General features: G+C 57.3%; 13 protein-coding genes. 9 read left to right on the top strand and 4 right to left on the bottom strand.

The annotated features are described in order from the left end of the window. Window positions 1-376: 376 nt before the first annotated feature. Genes ACYSTU_RS02445 through ACYSTU_RS02435 form a run of 3 tightly spaced genes read left to right on the top strand, consistent with a single transcriptional unit; the run spans window position 377 to window position 3,189 of the window. A complete protein-coding gene (locus tag ACYSTU_RS02445) occupies window positions 377-1,483 on the top strand; it encodes a GGDEF domain-containing protein (RefSeq protein ID WP_024014121.1) in 1,107 nt (368 codons plus the stop codon). After that, a complete protein-coding gene (locus ACYSTU_RS02440) occupies window positions 1,476-2,411 on the top strand; it encodes an iron-sulfur-binding ferredoxin reductase (RefSeq protein ID WP_498995682.1) in 936 nt (311 codons plus the stop codon). The genes ACYSTU_RS02445 and ACYSTU_RS02440 overlap by 8 nt, the downstream gene beginning before the upstream one ends. A gap of 28 nt (window positions 2,412-2,439) precedes the next feature. Continuing rightward, window positions 2,440-3,189 (top strand): enoyl-CoA hydratase-related protein, encoded by a 750-nt coding sequence (locus ACYSTU_RS02435; RefSeq protein WP_498995679.1) that lies wholly within the window; start codon window positions 2,440-2,442, stop codon window positions 3,187-3,189. Between the two features lie 95 nt (window positions 3,190-3,284). On the opposite strand, the gene ACYSTU_RS02430 is transcribed toward ACYSTU_RS02435, so the two are convergent. The 3 genes from ACYSTU_RS02430 to pyk form a co-directional block, all read right to left on the bottom strand. Further along, complete coding sequence (locus tag ACYSTU_RS02430) at window positions 3,285-4,577, bottom strand: delta-60 repeat domain-containing protein (RefSeq protein ID WP_498995676.1); 1,293 nt, start codon at window positions 4,575-4,577, stop codon at window positions 3,285-3,287. Between the two features lie 222 nt (window positions 4,578-4,799). Then, window positions 4,800-6,095: a hypothetical protein gene (locus ACYSTU_RS02425; protein WP_498995674.1), complete on the bottom strand. Its 1,296-nt coding sequence runs from the start codon at window positions 6,093-6,095 to the stop codon at window positions 4,800-4,802. A 201-nt stretch (window positions 6,096-6,296) separates the two neighbouring features. Next, window positions 6,297-7,748, bottom strand: a complete 1,452-nt coding sequence (gene pyk / locus ACYSTU_RS02420; RefSeq protein ID WP_024014116.1) for a pyruvate kinase — start codon at window positions 7,746-7,748, stop codon at window positions 6,297-6,299. A 172-nt stretch (window positions 7,749-7,920) separates the two neighbouring features. Between pyk and ACYSTU_RS02415 the strand changes: the two genes are divergently transcribed. Continuing rightward, window positions 7,921-8,307, top strand: coding sequence for a tetratricopeptide repeat protein (locus tag ACYSTU_RS02415; protein WP_016773461.1), 387 nt, complete (start codon window positions 7,921-7,923; stop codon window positions 8,305-8,307). A gap of 231 nt (window positions 8,308-8,538) precedes the next feature. After that, entirely contained in the window at window positions 8,539-8,898 is a 360-nt protein-coding gene (locus ACYSTU_RS02410; RefSeq protein ID WP_016773462.1) for a PilZ domain-containing protein, read from the top strand. A 92-nt stretch (window positions 8,899-8,990) separates the two neighbouring features. On the opposite strand, the gene ACYSTU_RS02405 is transcribed toward ACYSTU_RS02410, so the two are convergent. Beyond that, window positions 8,991-9,368, bottom strand: a complete 378-nt coding sequence (locus ACYSTU_RS02405) for a DUF6124 family protein (RefSeq protein WP_024014114.1) — start codon at window positions 9,366-9,368, stop codon at window positions 8,991-8,993. A 457-nt stretch (window positions 9,369-9,825) separates the two neighbouring features. On the opposite strand from ACYSTU_RS02405, the gene ACYSTU_RS02400 reads away from it, so the two are divergent. The 4 genes from ACYSTU_RS02400 to ACYSTU_RS02385 all read left to right on the top strand — a co-directional run bounded on the left by ACYSTU_RS02400 (window position 9,826) and on the right by ACYSTU_RS02385 (window position 20,226). Continuing rightward, window positions 9,826-13,017 carry a hypothetical protein gene (locus tag ACYSTU_RS02400; RefSeq protein ID WP_498995666.1) on the top strand — a complete coding sequence of 1,064 codons (3,192 nt, stop codon included), beginning with the start codon at window positions 9,826-9,828 and terminating at the stop codon, window positions 13,015-13,017. 200 nt (window positions 13,018-13,217) lie between these two features. Next, window positions 13,218-14,624 (top strand): hypothetical protein, encoded by a 1,407-nt coding sequence (locus ACYSTU_RS02395; RefSeq protein WP_498995663.1) that lies wholly within the window; start codon window positions 13,218-13,220, stop codon window positions 14,622-14,624. Next, entirely contained in the window at window positions 14,591-16,435 is a 1,845-nt protein-coding gene (locus ACYSTU_RS02390; RefSeq protein ID WP_498995660.1) for a hypothetical protein, read from the top strand. Before ACYSTU_RS02395 ends, ACYSTU_RS02390 begins: the two co-directional genes overlap by 34 nt. A gap of 143 nt (window positions 16,436-16,578) precedes the next feature. Further along, window positions 16,579-20,226, top strand: coding sequence for a Tc toxin subunit A (locus ACYSTU_RS02385; RefSeq protein ID WP_498995657.1), 3,648 nt, complete (start codon window positions 16,579-16,581; stop codon window positions 20,224-20,226). The last annotated feature ends 8 nt before the right edge of the window (window positions 20,227-20,234 follow it).

The raw sequence follows: 20,234 nt of genomic DNA, 5'->3' as shown, positions 1-20,234 counted from the left end.
TGGCTGTCCCTTTGTGGCGCGACGCTAAAAAGGCGCGGCAGTATACCGCGCCTCGGTGGTGGGGGCACATTGGCTTTTGGTCGGATGACCCTGTGGCGAGGGGATTTATCCCCGCTCGGCTGCGCAGCAGTCGTAAAACCTGTGAGCTCAGTGTGATTGACAGGTTGCAGGGGGCCATTTCGCAGCCCATCGAAGAGAAATCCCCTCACCACAGGGACCTGGTGCGGGCATCAATGCAGCTCAATCAGGTCATGCATTTGACGTCAATTTTCGAGCCCGAAAATCGGTGGTCATTTAGCGACCGGCCCTCTAAAGTGGCATCCGGTCTGTAGAGTAGGACACTCGGTCAGCCTCCTATCGCACGGTGAGTCAACGATTGACCCATAACGCCATTCAACGCCTTTTGCTCAAACGCTTCGCCCTCGCTGCGGCCACCTACGGATTGGCTTTGCTGCTGCTGTGGCTGGCGTTTTTCACCGGGCATTATCAGCAATCGCTCAGTGGAGTGGCCATCGGCAGCGCTCTGGTGGTCATCAGTCAGGCGAGCCTTTTCGCCATGTTCTGGAGCGGGCGCAACCAGCGCTTCGCCGACCCCAGCCTGACCGAAGCGCAAGTGCTGATGGGCCTCGGCTGGCAGACGTGGCTGATCGCCCATGTCGACGAGGCACGCGGCGCGTTTCTGGTGTTTTATGTGCTGATCCTGCTGTTCGGCCTGTTCCATCTCACCCGACGGGTGTTCATCCGCTGCGCGCTGCTGGTGTTCTTCAGTTTCTCCGCGATTACCCTGTGGGACGCTTACCATTTCCGTCTGGCGGAGCCTGCGCTCGCGGCGTTGCAAGTGTGCATTCTGGCGATGGTTTTGGCGTGGCTGGTGCTTTACGCACGCTTTGTCCAGGTCTCGCGGCAACGTCAGCGTCAGCGCCGGTTTGCCTTGCAGGCGCATCAGGACACCCTGCGCGGGATGATGCGCCAGCTTGAAGACCTGGTGGCCACCGACGAACTGACCGGGCTGTTCAATCGCCGGCATTTCCTGCGCATCGCCTCGCGCGAGCTCAACGCGTTGGACGGCGACGTAATGCACGGGCTGGCGCTGATCGATCTGGACCACTTCAAACGCATCAACGATCTGCACGGCCACGCCGCCGGCGATCAGGTATTGCAGGCGTTTGCCGGTGTGGCGCAAGCCTGCCTGCGCGACGGTGACGTGCTGGCGCGTTATGGTGGCGAAGAATTCGTGGTGCTGGTGCCCGACTGCGATGCCGAACGCCTGACCGCGTGTTGCGAGCGTTTACGCATCGCCTTCAGCGAGGTGGAATTGATGGGCCTGCAAGTGCGCAACCTGAGCCTGTCGGCGGGCATGACCCTGCTGGCGGTTGGCGATGATCTGGATGAGGCGTTGCAGCGTGCCGATCAGGCGCTGTACCGGGCCAAGCGTGACGGGCGCAATCGTTGTGCAGCGGCGTGGGAGAACATCGATGCCTGAATTGCGTGTCGGTGACCGGCAGTGGACGGTTGAGCCGGGCAGCAATCTGCTCGACAGTCTCAATCAGAACGGCGTTGCCGTGCCCTACAGCTGTCGCGCCGGCAGTTGCCATGCCTGTCTGGTGCAATGCATCCGAGGTGTGCCCAGCGACAACCGCCCGGATGCCTTGAGTGCCGAGCAACGTCAGGACGGTTGGCGCCTGGCCTGCCAATGCCAAGTTGTCGAAGACTTGCAGGTGCACACCTTCGATCCGATTACTGACGGTCTGCCGGCCTTGGTCGAAGCGCTGGACTGGCTCAGCGACAGCGTTCTGCGCCTGCGCCTGACACCGCAGCGGCCATTGCGCTACAGCGCCGGCCAGCATCTGGTGCTGTGGATCGGCCACATCGCCCGCCCTTACTCGCTGGCGAGCCTGCCGCAAGAAGACCGCTTTCTGGAGTTTCACCTCGATTGCCGCCAGCCCGGCGAATTCGTCGATGCCGCACGCAAGCTGCAGATCGGCGACTCGATCCGCCTCGGCGAGCTGCGCGGTGGTGCTTTGCACTATGACCCGGACTGGCATACGCGCCCGCTGTGGCTGCTGGCCGCCGGTAGCGGTTTAGGTCCGTTGTTCGGTGTGCTGCGCGAAGCCTTGCGTCAGGATCACCAAGGCGCCATCCGCGTCATTCACCTGGCCCATGACGAACGTGAGCACTATCTGGCCAAACCCCTTGCCGCACTGGCTGCGCAGCGGGAAAACCTCAGTGTCGAGCTGTGGACCGCGGCCGAGTCGGCCGCCGCTTTGGCGCAACTGCGCCTTGTTTCCCGGCAGACCCTGGCCTTAGTCTGCGGCTCGACGGCCAGTGTCGACGCCTTCGCCAAGCGTCTGTACCTGGCCGGATTGCCGCGCAATCAACTGCTGGCCGACGTGTTTGTGAGCCGCGGTTGAGCGCTGATTTTCAGACGCGAGACACGCCATGACCGAAGCCATCCTGCTGGAACGCGAACGCGGTTTGCTGACCCTGCGCCTCAACCGCCCGGACAAGAAAAACGCCCTGACCCGCGCCATGTACAGCCGCCTCGCCGAAGCACTGAAACAGGCCAACGGTGACCCCGAAATCAACGCCGTGCTGATCAGCGGCAGCGCCGAGTGCTTCACCGCCGGCAACGACATCGCCGACTTTATCGAGCAACCGCCGAGCGACCTCGACAGCCCGGTGTTCCACTTCATGCTTAACCTGCTCGAATGCCGCAAACCAGTGATCGCCGCCGTCGCCGGTGCAGCGGTAGGCATCGGCACGACGATGTTGCTGCACTGCGATCTGGTCTATGTCAGCCGCGACGCCCGGCTGCGCATGCCTTTCGTCAACCTCGGATTGTGTCCCGAATTCGGTTCCAGCCTGATCCTGCCGCGTTTGCTCGGGCAGGCGAAAGCGGCTGAGTTATTGCTGCTTGGGGAAGGCTTTAACGGCGAACAGGCTGCGCAGTGGGGGATCGCCACCGAAGCGCTGGACAGCGGTGAAGCGGCGTTGAGCAAGGCGCGAGAAGTGGCGCTGCGGTTTGATGAATTGCCGGCCGAAGCGGTGCGCATCAGCAAGCAATTGATGCGAGCGCCGGATCGGGATCTGCTACGCAAGGTGATCGAGGAGGAGGGTGCGTTGTTCACCCAGCGCCTGCGTTCGCCGGAGGCGGTGGCGGCGCTGATCGGATTTGTCCAACGGCATTGAGAGCGTCGTTGGGCCAATCGCTTTCGATAAGTCACCCCACCTTCTGGATCACCTGACAAAGCGTCCCGCCGTTTATACAGCGGGACTCCCACCTATCAGGCGTGGTAGCGCAACAGTCCGATTTTTCCGTCAGGCAGGCGAGCACAAATCAAAATCTTGCCGTCTTCCTGTAATGTCAAACCAGTTGCTACGTGCAAACCGCTTCCCAACTCAGTGCGAACCCAGCCGTGCGGATAATTGAACGATGGGTCGAATTGCTCATCGATAAACCGCGCGATGACAATATATCCCTCATTGCCATTTCTGACTCCCCCGGCAACTACAGCTTTTCCGTCCGCTTGAATACGTCCGACTAGCCAAGTGGTGAAAGCGCTTTCCTCAAGTTTGGTAAAGAGGGGCTTGCCGCCATTGAATTCACCGTCCGGCTCACCATTGGCCTTGATGCTGATCAGTACGGCGGGTTCGCCTGTTGTATAACCTACACCCAGAATGTGCTGGTTGGGTTGCAACACCATGCTGCGAATCAGAAGTGAATGCGCATCGCTGGCGATAGTAACGAAACCACCCTCACCAAATGTCTTATCGAGCTTACCCGAGGTGTCGTAACGCACAAACATGGCCGAACTGAATGGATCTGAAAGTTCCCCGACATTGCCGCATCCAAGATATTTGCCATCAGCCTGTACCATTAGATTGAGCAGAACGGTGTTACCAAGCAAATATCGGGGATGAATTACCGCGATGTAGCCAATCTGATTGAAATCCGTATCCAGCGTTCCGTTTTCGTTGAGTCGGATAATCAGGCCATGGCTCTGCTGCCAGTCGAAACTGTAATAATGGGACGCAAGTAGTTTGCCGTTGGGCAAAACTTCTACACTGAGCGGTGTGGCGGCGTTCCCCTCGAAGGATTGAGGCTTGACTGTAGAGGGGGCTACGGCCGGTGGCGATAAAATTATATCCAGTACGGTTTGGCCGTTTGTACCGAAATCCGTATCCGGCTGACCTTGAGCGTCGTAGCGGCAAAAAGCCGCGGCGTTCTGGCCTGCAGAACCTTTAACAATACAATGCACAATTATTTTTCCGTCAGGCTGGATGGTTAAGGACTGCACCCCATTCGTGCTTAGTGCAAAACCCGGAAAATTACCTATGACAAACCCGGACTTACCAAAATCGGTGTCCACTTTACCGTCACTCAATAGCCGGCCGAGTATGTATTGGGTCGGGAATGGCACAGGTTGAGCTGCTACGAAGTAAATTTTTTTATCCGGGCCGATCTCCACTCCGTGGATGCTTGCTGACGGGTATGGCGGCACGGTAATCATCGCGACCCCATTTTCGCCAAAATCAAAATCCAGGGTCCCTGCACTGTTTGATGTTTGTATGTTCATTGTATGGTCCGTGATCGATGGTTTTGGATGAGAGCGCCATTGTTCGCCGGAGGCGTTTGCGGCGTTGAGCAGGTTTTTTCGGTGACGGTCAAGACGCCTTCGCGAGCAGGCTCGCTCCCACGGGGGAACGCATTTCAAAGTTGGTAGCGAGCCTGCTCGCGAAAGGGGTTGACCAGACCATAAAACTCTCAAACAGGGGCAGCCGGTAAACTCGTCGCCAGGTCACTCGATCAATCCACGGCCGACGCATTGAACCCGTTGCCCGTCGACTTGCCTTTGGCCGAGGAACGTCATTTTACCTTCACCGATTGCAACCCCGGTCCAGATCCCCCTCTCCAGGTCGAACACTCGCCAGCCTTTGCCATCCGCAAAATCCGTGTCCAATTTGCCGTCATCGGTGAATCTGGCAATAACATGGTTAAAACCAGAGGACACTTGACTCAGCCCGGCAACAAGTATGTGTCCGCTGCTCTGGATGGACGCGTCAAGCCATAAGGTGTCAATGCCTTGCAGTCTGCTCAGAAGTGGTTTGCCTGCGTTGAACTGGATGTTGGGTTTACCGTCGGATTCCCGGCTGATCAATACGCCATGGTGTGCAGGCTCGGTATACCCAACGGATAACAGCCGCTTATTCGTCTGCCCGATAACTTTCAAGACATTGACGCTCAGCGAGTTCTCTATCGGATCCATCACTTCAAAGCCATCAACGGCGAACGAGTCATCAATTTTCCCGGTAGCAGTCAAGCGGTTGAGTACTGCCCGGTAAGGATCATTGCCACGTACACAGCCCGCGAGCACGTAGGTCCCATCCTGTTTTGCCAATAGATCGTATAGCTCCGTGTGAGTGAAATTCGGGTGGAGAACATAGGCGATTTCTCCCTCGTTAAATTCAATATCCCGTGTGCCGTCAGGCAAGAGTCGAATGACGGCTGTCGCCACTTTGTTTCCATCCCGATCTACGGTGGTATGCAATACGATCTTGCCGTCAGGCAGAACGGTCGACCGCTGGCTAGCGGTTTTTGAGTTCGCTGCGTTGGGTAGTTGCTGGTGCATCTGATGTGCCGTGTCGTCGTCCGTGAGGTAAACAGCGACTTTGCCGGTTTTGTTGAATGCCGGATCAAGGTTGCCAGCGACGTCGAGACGCACGACTCCTATGGCACGCTTGAGGTTAGCCTGGAAGAAACTGCCGATGAGCAGCAGTTTGCCGTCGGCCTGTTCCACTATTTCGTTAGCGAAGGAATGCGATCCTTCTCCGTCCTCAAATTGACCGGTTACGTAGCCACTCTGGCCAAATTGAGTGTCGTGTACGCCATTGCTATCCAGTCTGATCAAGTAGTAGGCATCACCGTTCGATTGGCCTACGCTTCCCGCGATATAGGTGCGCCCTGATTTGTCGACCATCACCCCCCGCAGGACAAGGTTTCCTGAAAAATCGGGAGGTTTTTTCGGAGTGGCGACGCCCTGATTGCCAAACGTTGGGTCGAATTTACCTGGCGAGATGTTTGCCGCAACGTCCATCTTCAATCCTCCTTGATCACGACTCGTGTCCAGTCTTGAGTGGTTGGGTGGTGAGGTAGCACGCTAGTCAAGAATGGCTCTTGCAACAACTGACAGAACTGACAGTTGACGTTCTGTGAAAACTGGTTTTCAGCGACATGCAGACAACAAAAAGCCCCGCCATTCACATGGCGGGGCTTTTGCGTTTCAGCGGCCGGTCACTCAGACCTGCGGATCACCGACATGCAGGATCTTCATGCCGTTGGTGCCGCCAGTGGTGTGGTAGCTGTCGCCCTTGGTCAGGATGACCCAGTCGCCTTTTTCCACAACGCCGCGCTTGGTCAGTTCGTCGATGGCTTTCTGGCTGACTTCGTGCGGTTCCAGCGAGGCCGGGTCGAACGGGATGGTGTAGACGCCACGGAACATCGCCGCGCGGGCCTGGGCTTCGCGGTGCGGGGTGAACGCGTAGATCGGCACCGAGGAGCGGATACGCGACATGATCAGCGGGGTGAAGCCGCTTTCAGTCAATGCAATGATCGCTTTGACGCCCGGGAAGTGGTTGGCGGTGTACATGGTCGCCAGCGCGATGCTTTCGTCGCAACGGCTGAATTCCTTGCCGATGCGGTGGCTGGAGGTCTTGCCGGTCGGGTGCTTCTCGGCGCCGACGCAGATGCGCGCCATCGCCTGCACGGCTTCCAGCGGGTAGAGACCAGCGGCGGATTCTGCCGAGAGCATCACAGCGTCGGTATAGTCGAGCACGGCGTTGGCCACGTCGGACACTTCAGCGCGGGTCGGCATCGGGTTCTGGATCATCGACTCCATCATCTGCGTCGCGACGATCACCGCTTTGTTGTGGCGGCGTGCGTGCAGAATGATTTTCTTCTGAATGCCCACCAGCTCGGCATCGCCGATTTCCACGCCGAGGTCGCCACGGGCAACCATCACTGCGTCGGAAGCCTTGATCAGGCCATCGAGGGTTTCGTCGTCGGCCACGGCTTCGGCGCGTTCGATCTTCGCCACCAGCCAGGCAGTGCCGCCGGCCTCGTCACGCAGTTGACGGGCGTATTCCATGTCGGCGGCGTCACGCGGGAAGGACACTGCGAGGTAGTCGACTTCCATTTCGGCGGCGAGCTTGATGTCGGCCTTGTCTTTTTCAGTCAGGGCCGGCGCGGTCAGACCACCACCGCGACGGTTGATGCCTTTGTGGTCGGACAGCGGGCCGCCGATGGTCACCACGCAATGCAGCTCGGTGGCAGTGGCGGTTTCAACACGCATCACCACGCGGCCGTCGTCGAGCAGCAGCTCGTCGCCCACGCCGCAGTCCTTGACCAGATCCGGGTAGTCGATGCCGACCACTTGCTGGTTGCCTTCGGTCAACGGATGGCTGGTGGAGAAGGTGAACTTGTCACCGATCTTCAGCTCGATCTTCTTGTTGGCAAATTTGGCGATACGGATTTTCGGGCCTTGCAGGTCGCCGAGCAGGGCGACGAAGCGGCCGTGCTTGGCAGCGAGGTCACGCACCAGCTTCGCGCGAGCCTTGTGCTCGTCGGGGGTGCCGTGGGAGAAGTTCAGACGGGCAACGTCCAGACCAGCCAGAATCAGCTGTTCGAGAACTTCCGGCGAGTTACTGGCCGGGCCAAGGGTAGCGACGATTTTGGTACGACGGACGGACATGCAAAGACTCCTGAGTTCAAGCGCAGGCAGAGGCTACTATGCTCGAAGGGTGTAGTCATTGTTCGAATGCACTACTTATCGTTTTCTTTATTGAACGTGGCAACTTCGGGACAAACGCGCCTGAAGATTTTCGACCAGGGGTCGATACAGAGCACAAGACAGGAGAACCCCCATGCGATTGTTGCCCATTGCCGCCCTTGCCCTCAGCGTCCTCGCCGCGACGGGCTGCACCCGTTGGTCGATGAACCATCATTTGAACAACGCCTACAGCGCCTATGAACGTGGCAATTGCGAGCAGGTCATGCTTGAACTGTCCAAAGTAGAACGTGCCAGCCGCGCCCGCCCGTACGTGTGGCCGGAAGTGTCGATGATGCGCGGCCAGTGCCTGGAACGGCAGAAGCTGTACATCGACGCGGTGCAGACCTACCAGTTCATCATCGCTTCGTACCCCAACAGCGAATACGCCTACCGCGCCCGCGCGCGTCTGGAAACCTTGCAGAGCCTGGGCCATTACCCGACACGCAGCGCCGCTGCGGTGGTACGGCCGACACGCTTCTGACGGTACTGTCGTACAAAATCTGGCCGTCTGTACAAGCTCCGCTATAGTCAAGGAAACCGCTTGCGAGGCTTGTCTCGATGGCGGCGCAACACCTGCGACTGGCAGTGGTAAAAGTGACGGCGATTGTCGCGACCGTCACACCGGAAGCGGGGAGAGCGGGCCTGCCTACAGGCTCGTTCCGAAGCACAGGTGCGGCTCCCTGGCGGAGCCCTGCATGGCGTACAGCACATCATGTTTACCGACCGCCGGATCGAACGGCACCAGTTGCCGTATTACCTCAGAGTGTTCAATAGCATCACCGACAAACCCGTCGGCTTTCTCGGCAACGTGTCTGCGGACGGACTGATGCTGATCAGCCAGTTGCCGATGATGATCGGCGCAGATTTCCAGTTACGCCTCAAGGTCCCGGCCCGCGATGGCAGCCAGCAAATCATCGATTTCAGCGCCTGCTGCGTGTGGTGCCATGAAGACGCCACACCGCTGCATTACGACGCTGGTTTCATCCTGCGGCGTGCGCCGGCGGAGTTCGGCGAGCTGGTGCTGGCGCTGAAGCAGTACTTCAGTTTTCAGCCGTTGCCCGCTTCTGCCTGAACAACAAAAGATCGCAGCCTTCGGCAGCTCCTAGAGGGGAACGCATTCCAGATGTAGGAGCTGCCGCAGGCTGCGATCTTTTGATCTTGACGTCACGCCACCGCGATCGCCCGCTCCTGATCCAGCGCCTTCTCCGCCAGCAATAACCCCATCTCGCTCAACTGATAGATCGCCATCGCCAGATGTCGCGGCTTGTCCTCGAGGCTGTCCGCCAGGTCGAGCAGCAGAATGCTGACCGAAGAAAAGGTCTCGTAGGTCTGAATGGCCATCGCTTCGGGGTTGATGTCGGGCGCGACCATGAACATCTGCATGCCGCGATCGACGGAATTGCACGACGGCGCAGCGCCGGGTTTTTTCAGGTAGTGATCGAGGGCTTTTTCAGCGGCCTCGTGGAGTCTGGTGGAATCGGGGGAAGCGTAGGGGGAGGTCGAGTCTTCGGTTTCAGGGGGATTGGGTGTTGGTTTGATCATGGTGATAACCCTTGGTTGGGGCCTTCACCCCTCGCGACTAAACGAAAGGGTGGCGGCTGGACGCAGGTTAGTCGACCGGGGGTATCACCAAAAACCGGCGCGCCGAAGCGCCCTGCGTACAGCCACCATCGAGTGCGGGGATAGGGATTACCCGACTGGATGACGCTTATACACCTTGATGACAAACCCCCGGGCGACTAAACCCGACCACTGTTTGGCAGCGGCACGGATCACGTTACGGGGCAGCTTCAAAGCGCACAAGCCGGCGGATTCTGAGTGATGTGTAGGCAACGGCGCAAGCTGATGTAGCCGCGTGCTAATGGCTGAAGGACGTCTGCATGTTGCAGCGTGGGAATAGTTACCGCTGGTCGGGACTGTCAGGTTTTACAGGTGTCATTTCGTGCTTACGGTTCTTCAATGAGGCACCCAGATACCGACGGTATAAGGAAGCTCAATCATGTCCGACCATGAGAACCCAGGCTCCAATTCTCCAGAAGATGGCCCGTTTCCTGAGGACCATCGCCCTTCCCAAAAATCCGATGATCCGATTTCCGAAGAGCCGGGAATCTTGGTCGCGGATTTGGAGTATGAGGCCGGCTCCGGGTCACTGTTAGTAGATACCACGATGGACTTCAAGTTTCGTATACCGGTAAACGATGGCCGCTATCACAAAGTTCATCTGGATTTTCACGGAGCCGATAATTACTACCGGCGTATCACTGAAAGTGCATGGTTGGGGGGCGTCTGGCACAGTATTCGAGTCGAAGACCTTCCCGAGAGTGACCTGCAGGTCAGAGTTGATGGAAGATGGCATTACGTTGATCAATGGTCAAGGTGGACACCGCGGACTTTGCTGGTCAGAAAGGCTGCTCGCATTGCTAGCAATCGTACTGTGACTACAACGGTTCCAGGCCTCGCCGGTAAAAGCAGCAAAATCACGCTTGTGCGTCCCAATTCAGGCACTGTACTGAGCACAACGACCATTACCAATGGCTACGGAAATTGGACTGTCACCCTCCTTGATAATGTCCCCCAGGGTTTACAGGATTTCATCATCCGTGAGGAGTATGGAAATACGCAGGGGCGCTACGCGGGGAAAGCATCACTGACCGTACTCAAGCCTGTAACGCTCACGCCGTTGCCGAAGGTTATAAATACACAAACGCCGCAATTTGCGGGTACAGGCGGTCTGCACCAAGCGATGACGAGAGTGGATGTTTACATCAAAGGCACATCGATCAAAGTATTGGCCGACGCAAAGATCGAAATTGATGGGTCATGGGGTGGTACCAGCACTTATACGTTTGCGTTCGGCGAAAATTATTCTCTAGTCGCCAGTCAAAGATACGACGGCGCAACATCAGTGCCGTCAGTCCAACGAAATTTTTATGTCATTGACCCCCCCCGAATAACGTCTCCTGGATTGACGCAGACGGTGGACATGACATCGACGTTCACAGGCACTGTCGTCGCCGGGATCTCCAGTGCTGTTGCTGTGCGTTCGGAAAACACCCAAGCTCAAATCAGCATCCCAACCGATGCCGCCACAGGCGCATGGTCTGCATCTTTCACGCTGACACCTGGTCCGCATTCAATTGTCGGCACGCATACCTATTTGAGAGTGACATCGCTGACCAGCGAACCCTTCGGCATACGGGTACGCACGGGCAAGCCGACCGTCACATACACGCAAGCCAATGAAACGATCACATTTTCCGGCACCGGACATTTCGACGAGAAGCTCAGAACCGAAATCGAGTTCACTATCCTCGAAAGTCCAGCCGGCCCAATGCCGGTCGCGCCTCCCAACGCACAAGTACAGCGCAACGGCACTTGGAGCACCGCCGTAACGGGCTGGAAACTTGGCACCTATGAGATCAACGCCGTCCAGAAGATCAGAGACAACGCCGGCGGCTGGATCGACTCGCTGCCGCTGACCTTTGAAGTCAAAAACATCCTCCCCGATGTCAGTGACGTGCAATTCACCAACGACTACCAACCGACCTTCAGCGGCAAAGGCTTCAACGGAGCCATGGTGCATCCAAACAGGCCCAATAGCGGATACCTCGAAGCGCCTGAAGCTGAGGTCGACGGCGGGCGATGGTCTACCAAGGCTTCAACGGTCTGGGGACCGTCGTTCGAGCGTGAGGTACACATAAAGCAATTTCTCGACGGTCATCAGTCGCCAAACTGGTTTGTGCTGAAAGTCACCATCGCGCCGCAAGCCCCAGGCCTGAACGACCCTGAAGATGAAGGGCTTTCGCCAAGGTTCAGCGGTACGTGCTGGCCGGATGCAACCGTGAACATTGAGTACAGCGACGAACCCGGCATTGTGCACCAGGGTGTCGTCATTGGTGACACGTGGGAGTTCAGGCGCGACAAGGATTTTGCCCCGGATATTTCCCATACCGTCACAGTAACCCAGCTCGCCGCGCAGCAAACTTCGGAGCCGGCGTCCAGAACCTTTATTGTCAGGAGGCCGATGGTCACGCCAGTGATTACTCAGCCGCCGGACGGCTCGGAAGTCGGCCGTGTCGTAACGGTCGAGGGCACGATGGGAATGGTGGGTGCTACCTTGCAACTGCGTGACAAACGGTTTGGCCGTCCGTTGGGAGAGCCGAAAGTATTGAGCCAGGACGGCGACTGGTCGATTGACCTGAGCCTTCTGGAATTCAGGCTCTACACCTTCGACGCACAGCAGACACTGGACGGTCGACCGTCGCTGTACAGTGACGAGCATGAATTGACGGTGGTGTTGCTGCCGCCAGAATTTCTCCAGCCGATACCAAACGGCAAGTTGCCACGAACTGCATTGCTCGAGGGTACCGGCATGAAGGGCGGGGTTGTCGAAGTCTGTCTGCTAGGGCTCACCGAACCTCTGCTCAGTAATGTCGATGTCGACTGGCACGGCATTTGGCAAGCCGAAGTGACGTTGCCGGTGGGCAGCAAAACAATCTGGGCTCGGCAAAGGTACATGGATGAAAGCGGCACACAGCAGGAGTCGAAAGACAGCGAGCCGCTGCACTTTGACGTCGTGCCGGCCGCCCCCTTCATTGAAACCCCGATCGAGGACGATGCCATCGGGCAGCAGGTGGTGGTGTGCGGTTTTGGCGTGCCGGGCGATACGGTTACGGTGACGCTGGTCGGTGCCACGCGCTCAGAGCCGGCAAGTGGAATCGTGCAGGAAAATCGCACCTGGTCAGTGATGCTCGCTGCAAGTTCGCTGGTCGGGGGGCTTTACCAGCTGGAGGCAGTCGCATCCCGGGACGGTTTCGAATCGTTTGAAACCCTGCGCTCGGTCATGTTGGGTACTTTTGTGCCTGTCCTCGACGAGCCGGCGGCGGGACGCTGGGTCACTCAGCCAGTGCAGTTCAGCGGCAAGGGTCGTCCGGGCGTGGGCGCCGTCGTGAGTTGGTACAACCCGGACGTGCAGTGGCTGGCTCAGGCACCTGTGGTCGATGAGCAGTGGCGCGGGGAGGCGACGCGGGCACTGCCGCTGGCGGGTAACTGGTACCGATTCCGGCAGACTCTGACTGACGCAGCGGATGACGCAACGATGTCCGATTGGGCGGACAGTGCGCGTTTTGAAGTCGAAGCCGCGCGCCTGATCAGCCATGCCGGGCGGCGTTTCATATGTACAAGTTGGTGAACTCTGAGTGATGTGTGGCAACAACGCAAGCTGATGCAGTCGCGTTTAATGGCTGAAGGACGCAAGCATATTAAGGCGTGGAATAGTTACCGTTGGTCGGGACTGTCAGGTTTTACAGGTGTAGCGATGCGGCGCATCGGTATTCAATGAATGTGACCTGTTTTATCTATCAGCCAGCTTGCCCTTTCTGAGATCCGGCCATGGAACAAGATGATGGTATTAAAGATCCTTCCGACAGCTTGCCCCCGAAACAAGAGGTAGTCCGCGCTGAGGAGATCGGAACGGATGTGGCATTTGTAACCCATGAGCTGCACGCGGAAGAAGACGGTAGGTGGGCGCAGCTTCGAGTGAGCTATGCCTACTCCTACGATGGTTCGACATTTACTTGCATCGTGTCAGCGTACAGAGCAAAAGAGAATCGACGTTATGAAGGGAATGTAAAATTCTATCTTTCGTTGGTTAGCGGTGAAGGTAATGTAAGAGAACTGACGGGCAGTGCTCGCCAGACCGGTGAGTGGATCGATCTTGATGAACCCTATCGAGAAATGATTATCGCCAATCAGAGAAACGTAACAGTGGGGTTCGATTATATTTATGATGTAGATAACGCAAGTGATCCGGTTCTGAAAACCTACAAGATCGCCAATTATCGGATGCCCATTCCAACCATCAGTGCAATCCGAAACTTCACATCTTCAACTTTCGCTGTCAAGGGTACGGGGGCAATATACCGTTATACTGTTGTCCTGGACGATGGGCGCGGTACGATTGGGGCAAAAGAGGCTTTCTACGATCCTTGGTCAGTGCCAGTCACCGTGGCAGAAAACAAAAATTCTCTAATGTTTCAAGCATATCAAATGTACGGTGGTAAGGTTTCCGAGCGGACGGGTTATATAACAGTCTACCGCGCTCGAATTACTTTCCCGGCAGCTAATGCTTTGATGTTGGCAAAGGATGTGGTTGGTTTCAGAGGTATTGCTGCGTCGGGTACTGATATCAGAGTAGTTGGGCACTCAAATCACTATGAGAACTGGAGCGACGTTATTACTGTCGGAGATGCCGGTACGAGTTGGGAGGCTAAGGCAACAAAGGTCCCAGTAAGTGGGACGATCTCGGTTACCGCTGAACTCAAATCACCGAATATCAGTCATTTTTATACCGAGGCCGCGACTTTCAGAGTCATGGGTGTGCCGTCAATATCCGAACCACCTGAGTTGGCAATCCATGATCCAGACTTCCTCCTGAAAGGAACCAACGGCCTGGCTGGCGCGCGATTGAGAGCATTTTTCGATCTGACGAATGATTCCGTTCCTGGCTGGGAAGTCGTTAGCGATGTAGACGGGCCGTGGGAGGGGATGATCAAAGTGCCGCCAGGGGCGATCAGCCTTGTTGTCGAACAGGATCTGGATGGCGTGTCATCCGGACGCAGTGCACCACAAGCCTTCAGGATTCGCCCGCCCACCCTGCAACAGCCCACCGTCACCTTCACTGGAACTACAGTAACTTTCTCCGGCAAGGGTTATTACGATTCCAAACGCAAATCTGAAATCCAGTTCACCGTCAGGGGGGGGCGGTGCAAGTTCCCACGCCCGCAAATGCCGAAGTGATGCCGAGTGGCACATGGAGCACCGCAGCGCAGGAATGGACTGTCGGTACCTACAACGTTACCGTCATTCAAAAAATCGCTGACAACGCCAGCGGCTGGATCGAGTCGCTCCCGCTGACCTTCGAAGTCAAAAACATCCTCCCCGATGTCAGTGACGTGCAATTCACCGACGACTACCAACCGACCTTCAGCGGCAAAGGCTTCAACGGAGCCATGGTGCATCCAAACAGGCCCAATAGCGGATACCTCGAAGCGCCTGAAGCTGAGGTCGACGGCGGGCGATGGTCTACCAAGGCTTCAACGGTCTGGGGACCGTCGTTCGAGCGTGAGGTACACATAAAGCAATTTCTCGACGGTCATCAGTCGCCAAACTGGTTTGTGCTGAAGGTCACCATCGCGCCGCAAGCCCCAAGCCTGAACGACCCTGAAGATGAAGGGCTTTCGCCAAGGTTCAGCGGTACGTGCTGGCCGGATGCAACCGTGAACATTGAGTACAGCGACGAACCCGGCATTGTGCACAAGGGTGTCGTCATTGGTGACACGTGGGAGTTCAGGCGCGACAAGGATTTTGCCCCGGATATTTCCCATACCGTCACAGTAACCCAGCTCGCCGCGCAGCAAACTTCGGAGCCGGCGTCCAGAACCTTTATTGTCAGGAGGCCGATGGTCACGCCAGTGATTACTCAGCCGCCGGACGGCTCGGAAGTCGGCCGTGTCGTAACGGTCGAGGGCACGATGGGAATGGTGGGTGCTACCTTGCAACTGCGTGACAAACGGTTTGGCCGTCCGTTGGGAGAGCCGAAAGTATTGAGCCAGGACGGCGACTGGTCGATTGACCTGAGCCTTCTGGAATTCAGGCTCTACACCTTCGACGCACAGCAGACACTGGACGGTCGACCGTCGCTGTACAGTGACGAGCATGAATTGACGGTGGTGTTGCTGCCGCCAGAATTTCTCCAGCCGATACCAAACGGCAAGTTGCCACGAACTGCATTGCTCGAGGGTACCGGCATGAAGGGCGGGGTTGTCGAAGTCTGTCTGCTAGGGCTCACCGAACCTCTGCTCAGTAATGTCGATGTCGACTGGCACGGCATTTGGCAAGCCGAAGTGACGTTGCCGGTGGGCAGCAAAACAATCTGGGCTCGGCAAAGGTACATGGATGAAAGCGGCACACAGCAGGAGTCGAAAGACAGCGAGCCGCTGCACTTTGACGTCGTGCCGGCCGCCCCCTTCATTGAAACCCCGATCGAGGACGATGCCATCGGGCAGCAGGTGGTGGTGTGCGGTTTTGGCGTGCCGGGCGATACGGTTACGGTGACGCTGGTCGGTGCCGCGCGCTCAGAGCCGGCAAGTGGAATCGTGCAGGAAAATCGCACCTGGTCAGTGATGCTCGCTGCAAGTTCGCTGGTCGGGGGGCTTTACCGGCTGGAGGCAGTCGCATCCCGGGACGGTTTCGAATCGTTTGAAACCCTGCGCTCGGTCATGTTGGGTACTTTTGTGCCAGCCCTCGACGAGCCGGCGCCGGGACGCTGGGTCACTCAGCCAGTGCAGTTCAGCGGCAAGGGCCGTCCGGGCGTGGGCGCCGTCGTGAGTTGGTACAACCCGGATGTGCAATGGGTGCCGCAGCTGCCCGTGGACGGTGAGCAATGGCGCGGAGACGCGGCGCGGGCACTGCCTCTGGGGGGGAACTGGTACCGATTCCGGCAGACTCTGACTGACGCAGCGGATGACGCGACGATGTCCGATTGGGCCGATAGTGCGCGTTTTGAAGTTGAAGGCGCGCGGCTTTTCACAACAATTCCTCAAGCCTGACTTCCGACGAACGGTTATAAAACCTGTCATAAATGACAGTGGACTGAACGGCTTTCGCAGCGCTAAATCGTACTTACTGAATGTGCAGCCCGACGAAGGATGTCGGGCTGTGCGGGCCAGTTGTCGCCTAAAGGAATCTGATCATGGTTGATTCGCGCCGTCCCGCCCTGCAACTGTTCGACCAGTTGTTCAGCGAGAAACAACGAGCACAGGACGTCGGACTGCAGAACCTCGAGACTTACCTGGAAAACGGTGGATCAATTTATCCACTGGTTGAAAAGGGTGTTCAAGGCATGCTCCAGCAGCACCCGCAACTCAGCTTTGAGCAAGCGCAACAATTCTGGCGCGGCGCCAACAGCATAGCCACGTCTCAGCGGCGCCAGTTTATCGAGAGGACGCTGAGGGGGAACAGGGACGCGCCAAAGCGCAGCTCCAGCGGTTTGCTATCGATCGTGGACGGTCCCAATTATCACGCTCTGATCGGTACCGATTTTGCTGCACTGTGCCCGCCAGATGCGCTGGAGTCCATCTGGTCGCCAGTAGCCTATCTGATCGACTTGTTGCGCTGGGTTCGTGACCGTCTGGAGGGCATCAACAAGGAAGAAAAATATGCGCTGCATAACCGGCGCACGGATTTGCTGGCACTGAGCGTCGACTTCAATGCGGTTTATCAGTCGATCTCGTCTGTGGACATCATCGTCGAGGTGCTGGAAAAATTCATTGCGGCGAATACAGATGTCGATTCGATCGAAGACGCGCTGATCGCAGCTCGCTACCCCAATGGCCTGCCTTATTACCAGCATTGGGTCACGATTGATGGTATCGCGCAGGTTCATGATCTGTCGGTGGGCGACTTTGAGCACCGGGTCGACCTCTCTTATCCGTATTTTCTGCAAACCAATGGTCGGGGTGCCAATACTGCAAAGGGTTTCGCCCATGCTTCGCGGCTTGGCCCTTATCAGCGCCTGTTGCTGACAGAAACCCGGGCGGATTTCGAAGATCGCGAAAGTTTCTTTGCGCAAAACTTTGGTACCAGCAAGCTCGACGAATACCTGTTCCTCAATCAGGTGGTGTTCCTGGGTGAGCGCACCAAGCTCGACAGTCGGCAGATCGAAGCCCTGCTGTCGATTGGCGACTTTGCTCCGGTGCGCTCGACCAATGTCACCTATATAGATGACAAGCCCGAGCATCCGGAAAGCGAGCGCTCGGGGTCAATCTATATCAATGACAACACTGCGCCGGCGGTGCGTATCGATAATGCAAGCGAGCTTCGGCATCGATTGACGGCAAATCCCGACGAGTCCATCGGGTTCAATCGTTATGACCGACTGAATCGGATGGTGCGCCTGGCGAGCTGGACCGGATTGCCGTTCGATCAGGTAGACGTAGTGTTGGCAGCTGCCATCAGGGCGACAGCGCTCGGCAATCGGCCTGAAGACTCCTCAGACAAAATGGAAATAACCAATGGCGTCGTGCATGCACTTGGCTTGTTTCAAAAGTTGCGCGAGCGCTACCAATGCACTGCCGCGGACTTCGCGGTTTTTATCGGTGAGATGTCGGTTTATGGCCGCGGCGAAGCGCTTTCGCAGTTCGATCAGTTGTTCAATTTCGAATCAGGCTATCGCGAACCTTTCAAGCTCGACAACGGTGCGTTTGCGGTAACACCTGTGCCTGGCATGGTGGATCTGACGATCAGCCAGCTCTGCAGTGGCCTGGCGATTGATCCGCAGACTTATTACGTTCTGGCGAAAACAGTGGCCAAGGCTTATGGCTTGACCGAAACACTGAATCGCAACGCAGCGATCATCTCAAGTTTTTATCGTTTGGTGTCGCTGCCCCGGCTGTTGAACATCACACCGGTTGAAGGTGTACTGATGCTGTCGATGCTGGGCGGCGATGAGTGGATCAGCCGCTTCGCCGGTGTCCCTGTCATTCACGATGTTCCGGACGGTTTACCGGATGCGCTGGAACTGATCGAGGCTATGCAAAGTTGCGTGCAGTGGTGCGCGCAAAACAATCTGCCGGTGTCGTGGATGTTGCAGCATGCGGTCGACGCGCCACCGGTACAGGAACTGTCCGAACAGGATGAGCAGTTTTTCGAGCAGATTCGCAATTTGCTGCCGACGGCACAGCTGTCCAATAGCACTTTCCTCATGGCTGGCGTACCGACCGCCGGTGCTACCGACTGGATCGAATTCCTCGCGACGTCCGCCGACAGCCTGGGGCCGATAACCGATTTGTATGGTCTGATCCTGCCCTATGAGCAAGGCGCTGAGACGTATCCGGCCTTCGTCCTTCAAAAGATCTCATGGGCGGTCAATAGCGCCTTGGGTGAGATCGAGCCAGCATTGCGGCAGAACATCATCACCAGCATGGTCAGTGCTTTTCTACAGATGCGCGATGCTCAGACTTCGCTGGTAAGGGAGACGCTGGCGGCATACGCCGGCGTGGGTGTGGATCAAGCGTTGCTGGTCCTGGATTGGGCAGGCGTCACGGTGCATCAATTACTCCTGCATGTATTGGAGCGAACCGATATGCAAGCCGAGGCGTCCGGCCGTACACGCGACCGAGCCGCAAGCGCATCATTTGATCTGCTGGCTGAAATTCGTCGGCGCAGTGAGGTGGTGTCGACACTTGGGTTAAGCGCCGCGCTGTTGCAGGAATATCTGGATAGCGGCTACACGGACTGGCTTGTTCAGGCCGACAAACATACGTTGACGGTGCGCACTCTTTATTACCTGACGACGCTCACTCGCGCTTTTGCCCTCGCCTCAGCCGCGAGCGGCCAATCGCCACAGAAGCTTTTGGATTACCTGCGTCAGGTCAACGCATTGCCGGCAGTCAGCGGTGATGCGAAAAGGCTTGCGCAACAGGCGTCTGCCATCAAGCTGGCGAATTTTTTTGGCTGGAGCGTGCAGGAAGTGCGCGAATGTGTCAGCCGCATCGATGCCGACGGGATTCTGAAGAACCTCAGCCAGCTCGATTTGTTGATGCGCGTGCTGACGCTGTCCACCGCGACCGGTATGGATGCGTTAACGATTTTTCTGATCGGTAATCTGCCCGAGACGGTCGACAAAAGTTCCTACGCCAAGGCCGCTGAACATGCCCTGCTCGGCGAGTCCAGTGCGCAGGCGCCAATTGTGCATGCACCGGGCGACGTCACAGGGCTGGTCACGATGACGTGCGAAGTGGTGGATAACAGCACTGTTGTGGCCAATAAGCCAGGCGAAAAAGTCACTTACAAGGTGACCCTCAAAGACGCCAACGGGGAGCCGCTGAGTGGCGTCACCGTCCATTGGCGCGCCACTTTGGGCACCATTGAGGACGACACCACCCTGATCGACGGGACGCTTGTGGCCGAGTTTATTCCCGGCAATGTCATGGGTCACGACACGCCATTGCTCTGGCTGGATTTGTTCGAGCCGCAATATGCCCCTTCCATCGAGATCACGGCCGATTTCGCTACGCTGTTTTTCCCGCTTGAGGAACTTTCACCTACGCCTCTGGATACAGTGGAATACGGCCATGAAGTAGAACTTTATGCGGTGCTGGAAGACGCCTACGGAAACCGCGGACAGAACTCGCTGGTGGAGTGGTTCTGGACAATCGAAGCGCCCGAGAAGAGGGATGCCGTCACTATTCGGCCGGCGCAGGGTTTTACTGATCAGCAGGGGCTTACACGGGTTTTTGTTTCAAGCAGGACGGGCGGCACATTCGTGTTCAGTGTTCGCACTCAGTCTGGGGAAAGCGAAAGAATATTCACCAATGCCATCACGTTCGCCCGGAGCTAGTGGCAGGA

The sequence above is a fragment of the Pseudomonas glycinis genome (assembly GCF_054871425.1).
This window is presented reverse-complemented; position numbering and strand designations above follow the sequence as displayed.

What these genes read in the sequence shown, in the direction of transcription:
- ACYSTU_RS02440 (WP_498995682.1), top strand. Translation starts at nt 1,476, where the DNA reads ATGCCTGAATTGCGTGTCGGTGACCGGCAGTGGACGGTTGAGCCGGGC.
- ACYSTU_RS02435 (WP_498995679.1), top strand. Translation starts at nt 2,440, where the DNA reads ATGACCGAAGCCATCCTGCTGGAACGCGAACGCGGTTTGCTGACCCTG.
- ACYSTU_RS02430 (WP_498995676.1), bottom strand. Translation starts at nt 4,577, where the DNA reads ATGAACATACAAACATCAAACAGTGCAGGGACCCTGGATTTTGATTTT.
- ACYSTU_RS02425 (WP_498995674.1), bottom strand. Translation starts at nt 6,095, where the DNA reads ATGGACGTTGCGGCAAACATCTCGCCAGGTAAATTCGACCCAACGTTT.
- pyk (WP_024014116.1), bottom strand. Translation starts at nt 7,748, where the DNA reads ATGTCCGTCCGTCGTACCAAAATCGTCGCTACCCTTGGCCCGGCCAGT.
- ACYSTU_RS02415 (WP_016773461.1), top strand. Translation starts at nt 7,921, where the DNA reads ATGCGATTGTTGCCCATTGCCGCCCTTGCCCTCAGCGTCCTCGCCGCG.
- ACYSTU_RS02410 (WP_016773462.1), top strand. Translation starts at nt 8,539, where the DNA reads ATGTTTACCGACCGCCGGATCGAACGGCACCAGTTGCCGTATTACCTC.
- ACYSTU_RS02405 (WP_024014114.1), bottom strand. Translation starts at nt 9,368, where the DNA reads ATGATCAAACCAACACCCAATCCCCCTGAAACCGAAGACTCGACCTCC.
- ACYSTU_RS02400 (WP_498995666.1), top strand. Translation starts at nt 9,826, where the DNA reads ATGTCCGACCATGAGAACCCAGGCTCCAATTCTCCAGAAGATGGCCCG.
- ACYSTU_RS02395 (WP_498995663.1), top strand. Translation starts at nt 13,218, where the DNA reads ATGGAACAAGATGATGGTATTAAAGATCCTTCCGACAGCTTGCCCCCG.
- ACYSTU_RS02385 (WP_498995657.1), top strand. Translation starts at nt 16,579, where the DNA reads ATGGTTGATTCGCGCCGTCCCGCCCTGCAACTGTTCGACCAGTTGTTC.